Source organism: Lactobacillus mulieris (assembly GCF_007095465.1).
GTDB lineage: Bacteria > Bacillota > Bacilli > Lactobacillales > Lactobacillaceae > Lactobacillus > Lactobacillus mulieris.
In genome coordinates this window covers 142150-149323 of the sequence record NZ_SDGL01000004.1, presented here as the reverse complement: position 1 = coordinate 149323, position 7174 = coordinate 142150, and the positions used below count along the sequence as shown (strand labels likewise).

Here is a 7174-nt window from a genome sequence, read left to right as displayed (position 1 = left end):
GCTCTTAGCTCAATCAGATTTTTTGATTTGTTATCTCAAATTTATTGCTTAACGAATTGACTTCGCTTTTGTTTGGGTTGTTACACCCGCACACTTTAGCGAAACTTTGTTCAGTTTTCAAGGTACTAACTTTGGCCACTCAAGTGGCCTTTGTTATTATATCAGAAGCAATTTTCTTTGTCAAGAACTTTTTTCTGATATTTTGTAATTTATTTATCCTCGCTGGTCATCTCTGACTCACGACAATTAAATATATTACCATCTCTCAACCTTCTGGTCAAGAACTTTTTTAAATTTATTTTGTTCTCTTGAGTGGTTTCGTATAACCTCTCGCGAGAACAGATACTACTATACAGGGTTTAATGCCTTTCGTCAAACTTTCTTTTTTGTTCGATTTAATACCTAAATTTTCTGAACACCAGGAAACGTTGTTACTTTTTTTTTTGATTTTCTTCAAGTTTGTAAACTTTTACGCTTTTTCATTGATTAATGTTCCTATTTTAACAATTTTAGTCGTTTTTTTTTGAAAAAATTTTTTCAAAAAAAAGAGGCATTTCTGCCTCTCTTTAGAACATTTAACCTAATGTATCTTCTCTAGTAATCTTTGTCATGCCATGCATATATGGAACCAATGCTTCTGGCACGGTAACACTGCCATCTTCATTTTGATAATTTTCAAGAATTGCTGCAACAGTTCTACCAACAGCCAATCCTGAACCATTCAAAGTGTGCACAAGTTTAACTTTACCATCTTCATCACGGTATCTAATTTGAGCACGTCGAGCTTGGAAATCGGTACAATTTGAACAACTTGAAATTTCACGATACTTGTTTTGTGCTGGCATCCAAACTTCAAGATCGTAAGTCTTTGCACTAGTAAAGCTTGCATCCCCAGTTGATAAAGCAACAACATGATATGGTAAACCTAACTTTTGAAGCAAATGCTCAGCATTGTGGGTCAACTTATCAAGTTCATTCCATGACTCTTCTGGCTTACATACTTTAACCATTTCTACTTTATTAAATTGGTGCATTCTAATTAAGCCACGTGTATCTCTACCAGCGCTACCAGCTTCGCTTCTGAAAGCTGGGGTTAATGCAGTGACATTAATAGGAAGCTTTTTGCCATCTACAATTTCGCCTCTAAAGTAGTTAACTAATGGAACTTCTGCTGTTGGAATTAAAGTTAAGTTAAGTGGTTTATCTGGATCATCGTTGTCTACAATTGTATATACATCTTCAGTAAATTTAGGGAATTGTCCAGTTCCTTGCATTGAATCATCATTTACAAGGTAAGGTGGAATAACTTCTGTATAACCTTCTTTAGTATTTTCATCTAAGAAGAAATTATAAACTGCTCTTTCAAGCAAAGCACCTGCGCCTTTGTAGTACACAAAACGGGCACCTGATACCTTAGCAGCAGTATCAAAGTCTAAAATATGTAAATCATCGCCCAAATCCCAGTGAGCTTTGGGATCAAAGTTAAACTTAGTTGGTTCATTCCATTTTCTAACTTCTTGATTATAACTTTCATCTGGGCCAATTGGATCAGAATCATCTGGGAAGTTTGGCAATCGAAGTAAGATATAGTTTTGCTTTTCAGAAAGTTCAGCCACTTCTTCATCGAGCTTCTTAATTTGTTCACCAACTTCACGCATAGCCTTAATTGCATCATCAGCATTTTCTTTATTGCGCTTTTTGTTAGCAATTTCTTTAGAAACTTCATTACGCTTAGCTTTTAAAGCTTCCGTCTCACTTAGCTTTGCACGACGCTTTTCATCAATAGCTACTACTTCATCTAATTCTTCAGGCTTAATACCCCTAGTAGCTAATTTTTCCTTTGCCCAATCAAGGCGTTCACGAATAACCTTAATATCTAACATAAAAACCTCCGAAAAATAAAAAAGCCGACCCGTCCCATTACTGGGACGAATCGGATCACGGTTCGCGGTACCACCCAAGTTCAGTCTAATTAAGACCACACTCATTACTTTGCGATAACGGTGCAAACCGTGCAACTATTAATTGCCCACTTTAAGAAATCTGGAAACGACGTCCATCCGCTCACACCAACCGCGGACTCTCTGAAGCTGTCTTAGGATTTCGCGTTTACTTAAATTTTATCATGAACGCACAAATTTGCAATTACCTGGACGTAAAAGATAATAATTTTCATTTTTATTTTCAGGCGAAAATATGTCAGGATACTTTACTTGATAGATATATTCAAAACCCATTTTGCCTAATAAATGAATAGACGCATCATTATCTTGAAAAACTCCAGCCCATATTTCTTTCATCCCCAAATCATTAAATGCATATTGGCAAACCAACTGCAAAGCTTCTTTCATTAACCCTTGATGCCAATACTTTTCATCTAATAAAAAACCTACTTCACAAGTATTTAGCAAATTTTCACTTGCTCCTCGTTCATATAATTCAATCATTCCTATGACTTTATCATTATCATGACTACATATTGCAAAGCTATTTTTTCTTTGGGCCAATAAAGTAGCTCCATGCTTAGCAGCGGATAAATCTTTATATTGTGTAAAACGTGCTTTTTCAAAATAAACAGTTTTTTTACTCCACAAAAAAAGTTGTTCTCCATCTTCTTTTACAAAATGTCTTAAATAAATTTTCTTACCAATCACTTTTTAAAAATACCAAATAACCATTTAGCGCCATATAATAATCCAAAACTATATGCTGCAATTGTCCATGGCTTTCCTAAAACAATAATCCAAAAATATGTCCAAAACTTCATTTGAGTCAATCCTGCTAACATACATAAAACATCATCAGGAGCAGCTGGTGCTACAATACATAAAGCGAAAAACCAATTGAATTTTTTCTGATTTTTTGTCCATTTAATATATTTATCCAAAGTTTCTTCAGATACTAAATGTAAAATAAATGGTTTTCCGTACCTTCTTGATAAATAAAAAATAACAAATGAACCAATACATATTCCTACATAATTATATATGAATCCCCAAACAGGGCCAAAAAATATAACACCAGCTAAAAGTGAAACACCTCCTGGAATTATCGGGATTACTACTTGGACAATTTGAATCAACACAAATATCAACGGTCCAATAATTTTTTTATCAGCTAAATATGCTTTCATTTTTTCGGTATCCGTAAAAATACCAAGTTTCCACCAATAAATGACTAACGCAATAATTAGGATAAAAGATACTAATGTTAAAATTTTGATTAATTTTCGACTTTTTTCAGCAGATAATCGCATTTCTTTCCGCCTTTCTATCCCACATAAAATATTTTATCAAATGTAACTCAATAAACTTGAATAATCGAAAAATGCATTAATTTTTTATCAAAATTAAAGTATTTGTTATTTTTTTAAGATAATAGTTGTTTTTATTGGCTTTTTTCATGCATTTTTTACTATAATATGCCTCGAAACCGCAAAAGAAAGGAATGGATTGATGGTAGTCATTAAGCAAAATGTCATTTATGACTCTGAGCATGATTTAAGAACTGATATCTATTTTCCTAATGATACTAGCTCAAAAACAAAAATATTAATTTTTTGGCACGGTGGTGGATTTATTCGAGGATCTAAAGATGAATGCAAAAACTTTGGTATTAAATTTGCCAATGCAGGATTTATGACCTTTATTCCTGATTATCGTCTTGCTCCTCGATATATATTCCCTGCCGCTCACCAAGATGCAAGAAATTTTATCGATTGGTTGCTAAACTCAAGTTATACTGATTCAGATGATCAGAAAAATATAGTGCAAATTGGAGCAAGTGCCGGTGGTACTTTAGCTTTACAACTTGCTGGTTTTTACGTTTTCCCAACAGTGACTTGGTCTGCACCTGTTGATTTTTCTAATTGGATGAAAGAGCATGAAACAGTTTCACCATCCCCAGATGCTAGATCAGAATTAGGAACAAGTGCTCCTGATGAAATAGCTGCTTCATTTTATAAATACTTCACTGTAACTTACATTGGAAGTAATAATCATGAAGTTTTGCAAAAGTTAGATGCTGATTCATATGATTATGATAACCTTAATCAGTTAATGTTAATCAATTCTAGCCATGAATTAGTTGAGCTCAGTGGTGTTTTTAGATTTATCCCCTTTTTAGCCGATTCAGGACATGAAGTACAGCTTCTTACTTTACCTGGTTCAGGTCATGCTATGGCCTATGCCAATGACTACGTAGATGAATCATTAGATTTTCTCTATCAAGCCATAAAAAGGAATAAGTAGAATGTTGAATATAGATAAGTTTGTACAAATTAGAAAATCTCTGAAATTATCTCAAACAGAGTTATGTTCAGGTATTTGTACTCAGTCCACTTTAAGTAAGTTTGAAAATAATGGTTTGGTTCCATCATTTAAGATTTTGAATCAATTGTGTGAAAGAATGAATATTTCTCTTTCAGATTTAATGGGACCTTCTGAAGAAGCGGGAGTTACGGAGCAATTAATAGAAGCGGATTTTTCATTAGTTTCATATGATTATGAAAAATTAGCTAGACTCATGGCTAAAGTTAAGCAAAGCTCTCTAAAAAAGAGTGATGATAAGTTTCATTATCAATACTTAAAAGGCCAAGTTGCTCTTTATGATAAAAATGAGCCTATGAGCGCTCTTTATTATTTCAATGGTATTTTAACTGCAGCTGATTTAAAAGCTAATAGTATCTATCGCTTATTAGCTTTAAATGGTTGCAGTGAAGTATACTTTAGTCAAAAAGAATTCGATAAGGCTAAACATTACTATGACCAAATTAAAAATGAAATTTTAAAATTTAAAGTTAATAGTAATGAAGAAGCAATTCAAGTACTTTCTATCTTGTGTACTGCTGGGGAATTTTATGGTGAGCAAGGCGATTATAAGCACTCTAATAAATTATTGAATGCTGCATATAATTTATGTGCAACTCGCCACCTCGTATTTTTCTTAGCTAGAACTTGTCTCCGCTTAGGAGAAAACATTGTTGCCCAAAACGGTGATATTCAAAAGGCAAAAGATAATTTTTATGATGCAATTGCCTTTGGACGCCTTAACGACAATCAACAAGTAATTGAGCGTGCCCAAAGTGCATTAGAAAGTTTATAAAAAAGAAAAATAGTCTGGTTTTGCCAGACTATTTTTTTCTTTAAAAAATGCGATAACCCGTAACTGGATTACTCATACAGGAGTTAAAATCATATGTTTTTAACTTTTCAAATTCTGTGTTTCCATCAATTAAAGTTGTTACACCCTGAGCAAGCATCAGGTTCATTTTTTTTACTTCATTATTTTTTTCAGTAAATGGTACTAAAATAACTGGTTTATGCATTGCTCGCATATATCCAATTTCAAAAGCACTTCCATCATCAATATTATCCATATCATATAAAAAGACACCTACATTAGCATTTACTAATCCAGTAATATCGTTTTGATAAGTTGCTAATTGCCATTTTAAGCTCGGAATACCCGCCTTAGGATTTGGTTCTTCTGGATCAACAAATTCATAATCAAATGGGAAATGAACTCTAACAACAGTTGGATTTTCTGCTAAGTATTCTTGCGCTAATTTCACTCTATTTTTTTGTGCATCATTATAAAATGGTGTCCCTAAGTACACATTACCAGTTGAAACTTCAGTCATATTTTTCTCCCTTTTTATTTTTTTCTTATCAATATTCTAGCAAAAAAATTTTTTAAGTAAAAAAATTAACTCTCTCTTGAAAACGTTTTATAATGAGGACTATAGTCTGTTAAAAAGAGGTATTTACATGTCAAATTATCAATCCATTAATCCATATACAAATGAAAATTTCGCAGAATATTCCAATCCAACCGCTCAACATATCGAAGAAAGCATAAATTTAGCCAATTGCTTATACAAAAAATGGCGACATGAAAGTCCACAAAAAAGAAGTCAAATCTTAGATAAAATTGCCGACAATTTTAAAGATAATCGAGTTCAAATGGCGACAATTATAACAAAAGAGATGGGGAAACTTTATGTCGAATCACTAGAAGAAGTTGATTTATGTATCAATATATGTCACTACTTTGCTCAACATGGGGTTGATATGTTAAATAAAGTTCCTCTAAACACCTCTTTAGGTAATGCATATTACCTTAAACAAGCTACGGGCGTTATTATGGCTTGCGAGCCATGGAATTTTCCTCTTTACCAAATCATCCGCGTATTTGCTCCTAACTTTATTGTTGGTAATCCCATGCTTTTAAAGCATGCTCACAATGTTCCAGGATGTGCAGCTTTGGCAGAAAAAATTATTAAACGCGCAGGAGCTCCTGAAGGAAGCATGATAAATTTATACTTATCATATCAACAATTAGCAGATGTAATCAGTGATAATCGGATTAAAGGTGTTGCCTTAACTGGTTCTGAACGAGGTGGCGCTAGTGTTGCTATGCAAGCCGGTAAGAGTCTTAAAAAATCAACTATGGAATTAGGAGGGAATGACCCTTTCATTGTTTTAAATGACGCTGATGATACAATACTCAAAAATGTTTTACAGGATGCAAGAACTTATAACTGTGGTCAAGTTTGCACCTCTTCTAAAAGAATTATTGTTTTAGAAGATAAGTATGACCAAGTTCTTAATGAGTTAAAAAATATTTTTGCCAATTTAAAGCCTGGTGATCCAATGAATAAATCCACCACATTAGCACCTCTAAATTCAGAAAGTGCAAAAAAGAAGTTGACTCAGCAAGTCAAGCAGGCTTGTGAAGCAGGTGCTAATATTTCTTATCAATATCCAAATATCAATGAAAAAGGGGCCTTCTTTAGACCAATAATTCTAACCAATATTAACAAAGAAAATCCAATTTTTAATCAAGAATTATTTGGACCAGTCGCTTGCATATACAAAGTAAAAGACATAAGCGAAGCTATTGAATTAGCTAACGATTCTAGCTTTGGTCTTGGTTCATCTATTATCAGTTCTAATGTCGCTAAAGCGCAAGAAATTGCTAGTCAAATTGAAACTGGGATGACAGTTATCAATGGTCGCTGGATTACTGCTCCAGAACTCCCATTTGGTGGTATTAAGAATTCTGGTTACGGTCGAGAATTGAGTGAACTTGGACTTAATGCTTTCATTAATGAACATTTGATAATTGATTGTACTAAGAGTAATAAATAAAATTTATCCAAAAATGCCCTCCT

Annotated in this window: 7 protein-coding genes; 3 read left to right on the top strand and 4 right to left on the bottom strand. The window is 33.3% G+C overall.

The window, feature by feature from the left end:
• Positions 1–575: 575 nt before the first annotated feature.
• The 3 genes from serS to ETI37_RS02835 form a co-directional block, all read right to left on the bottom strand.
• Positions 576–1883 carry a serine--tRNA ligase gene (gene serS, locus ETI37_RS02845; RefSeq protein ID WP_006586302.1) on the bottom strand — a complete coding sequence of 436 codons (1308 nt, stop codon included), beginning with the start codon at positions 1881–1883 and terminating at the stop codon, positions 576–578.
• Between the two features lie 240 nt (positions 1884–2123).
• Complete coding sequence (locus ETI37_RS02840) at positions 2124–2654, bottom strand: GNAT family N-acetyltransferase (RefSeq protein WP_006586301.1); 531 nt, start codon at positions 2652–2654, stop codon at positions 2124–2126.
• Positions 2651–3256 (bottom strand): TVP38/TMEM64 family protein, encoded by a 606-nt coding sequence (locus tag ETI37_RS02835; protein ID WP_143458387.1) that lies wholly within the window; start codon positions 3254–3256, stop codon positions 2651–2653. Before ETI37_RS02835 ends, ETI37_RS02840 begins: the two co-directional genes overlap by 4 nt.
• A 199-nt stretch (positions 3257–3455) precedes the next feature.
• Here ETI37_RS02835 and ETI37_RS02830 point away from each other — a divergent pair, with 199 nt between their 5' ends.
• Both ETI37_RS02830 and ETI37_RS02825 read left to right on the top strand, forming a co-directional pair.
• Positions 3456–4250: an alpha/beta hydrolase gene (locus tag ETI37_RS02830; RefSeq protein ID WP_006586299.1), complete on the top strand. Its 795-nt coding sequence runs from the start codon at positions 3456–3458 to the stop codon at positions 4248–4250.
• Position 4251: 1 nt separating this feature from the next.
• The gene (locus ETI37_RS02825) at positions 4252–5103 is read left to right on the top strand and encodes a helix-turn-helix transcriptional regulator (RefSeq protein WP_006586298.1); all 852 of its coding nucleotides are present in this window, start codon (positions 4252–4254) and stop codon (positions 5101–5103) included.
• Between the two features lie 40 nt (positions 5104–5143).
• On the opposite strand, the gene ETI37_RS02820 is transcribed toward ETI37_RS02825, so the two are convergent.
• Positions 5144–5641: a nucleoside 2-deoxyribosyltransferase gene (locus ETI37_RS02820; protein WP_006586297.1), complete on the bottom strand. Its 498-nt coding sequence runs from the start codon at positions 5639–5641 to the stop codon at positions 5144–5146.
• 127 nt (positions 5642–5768) lie between these two features.
• Here ETI37_RS02820 and ETI37_RS02815 point away from each other — a divergent pair, with 127 nt between their 5' ends.
• The gene (locus ETI37_RS02815) at positions 5769–7151 is read left to right on the top strand and encodes an NAD-dependent succinate-semialdehyde dehydrogenase (RefSeq protein WP_006586296.1); all 1383 of its coding nucleotides are present in this window, start codon (positions 5769–5771) and stop codon (positions 7149–7151) included.
• The last annotated feature ends 23 nt before the right edge of the window (positions 7152–7174 follow it).

Coding starts and splice junctions, on each gene's coding strand:
- serS (WP_006586302.1), bottom strand. CDS start 1,883: ATGTTAGATATTAAGGTTATTCGTGAACGCCTTGATTGGGCAAAGGAA.
- ETI37_RS02835 (WP_143458387.1), bottom strand. CDS start 3,256: ATGCGATTATCTGCTGAAAAAAGTCGAAAATTAATCAAAATTTTAACA.
- ETI37_RS02830 (WP_006586299.1), top strand. CDS start 3,456: ATGGTAGTCATTAAGCAAAATGTCATTTATGACTCTGAGCATGATTTA.
- ETI37_RS02825 (WP_006586298.1), top strand. CDS start 4,252: ATGTTGAATATAGATAAGTTTGTACAAATTAGAAAATCTCTGAAATTA.
- ETI37_RS02820 (WP_006586297.1), bottom strand. CDS start 5,641: ATGACTGAAGTTTCAACTGGTAATGTGTACTTAGGGACACCATTTTAT.
- ETI37_RS02815 (WP_006586296.1), top strand. CDS start 5,769: ATGTCAAATTATCAATCCATTAATCCATATACAAATGAAAATTTCGCA.